This is a genomic window from Streptomyces sp. NPDC006544 (genome assembly GCF_040611715.1).
Taxonomy (GTDB): Bacteria; Actinomycetota; Actinomycetes; order Streptomycetales; family Streptomycetaceae; genus Streptomyces.
This window is the reverse complement of record NZ_JBEXOV010000243.1, coordinates 1-1,003: the sequence shown is the minus strand read 5'-3', so window position 1 is coordinate 1,003 and position 1,003 is coordinate 1. Positions and strand designations below refer to the sequence as shown.

1 protein-coding gene is annotated in these 1,003 nt (G+C 72.7%); it reads right to left on the bottom strand.

Annotated elements, in window-relative coordinates; all coding sequences use genetic code 11:
• Positions 1-175: 175 nt before the first annotated feature.
• A complete protein-coding gene (locus ABZY44_RS37820; protein ID WP_356662097.1) occupies positions 176-772 on the bottom strand; it encodes a hypothetical protein in 597 nt (198 codons plus the stop codon).
• Positions 773-1,003 lie beyond the last annotated feature (231 nt).

Here is a 1,003-nt window from a genome sequence, read left to right as displayed (position 1 = left end):
GAGGAGCGGACGCTGCCAGGAGCTGGTGAACATGGGACTTCTCCAATTTCCGTGATCATGCGGGGTGACCGGTACGCGTGGCCCGACAGGGCCGGACGGAGAGGTGGGGTGGGGTGGGGGTGGGGGGGTGGAGGCCGGTGGGCCTCCACCCCGTGGAGGCGGGCTCTTTCAGCGATCAGAAGATGCTGATGCCGCCGGCGCCGCCACCGCCGCCCACGCCGCCGAGGAGGCCACCGAAGCCGCCCTTGCCGCCCTTTCCGCCGTTGCCGCCCTGGAAGACACCGAAGCCGCCCTTTCCGCCCTTGCCGCCGTTTCCGCCGATCAGGGTGCCGTCACCGCCGCCGCCGCCATTTCCGGCGTTGCCGCCGAAGAGACCGCCGCCGCCGTCGCCGCCCTTGCCGCCGTTGCCGCCGACGACGCCTTCACCGCCGCCACCGCCCCCGCCGCCACCGCCGCCGACCAGGACACCGGTGCCGCCCTTGCCGCCGTTGCCGCCGGCGCCGCCGACGCCCAGGACACTGCCGCCGCCGGAGCCGCCGGAGCCGCCGCCGCCACCGATGAGGCCGCCGCCGCCGGCGCCGCCGTCCCCGCCGGCACCGCCGGCGCTCGGGAAAGCGGACGCCACGTGAGCGGGCATCGGAGCCGCCGAGGCCATGGAAGCCGGAACGACGACCCCCGCCGAGATCACCGCGGCCGAGGCGAACAGAGTCGCGAACCGGACACCACGACGGTTGGGGCGGACCACGTTGCTGCTGCGCGTCTTACGGATCATGACCTTCTCCTAAGAATCGAGAACGAGGTGCCCCGGGGAATCGAGGCGGTGCGGTGATTGCGGCGAGGGGAGGAAATCCCCTGGAGAAGAGGCCTTCCGTCCCTGCCGCGGTGCCTCGTTTCCTGTTCGGTGAGGCCCGCATCACCAGTAAGCCCCGCCGCCCCCGACCCGGTCACGTTCCGGAAACTCGGGACTTGACACACCCGTAAACCCCACGTAAAAGGCCCCCCG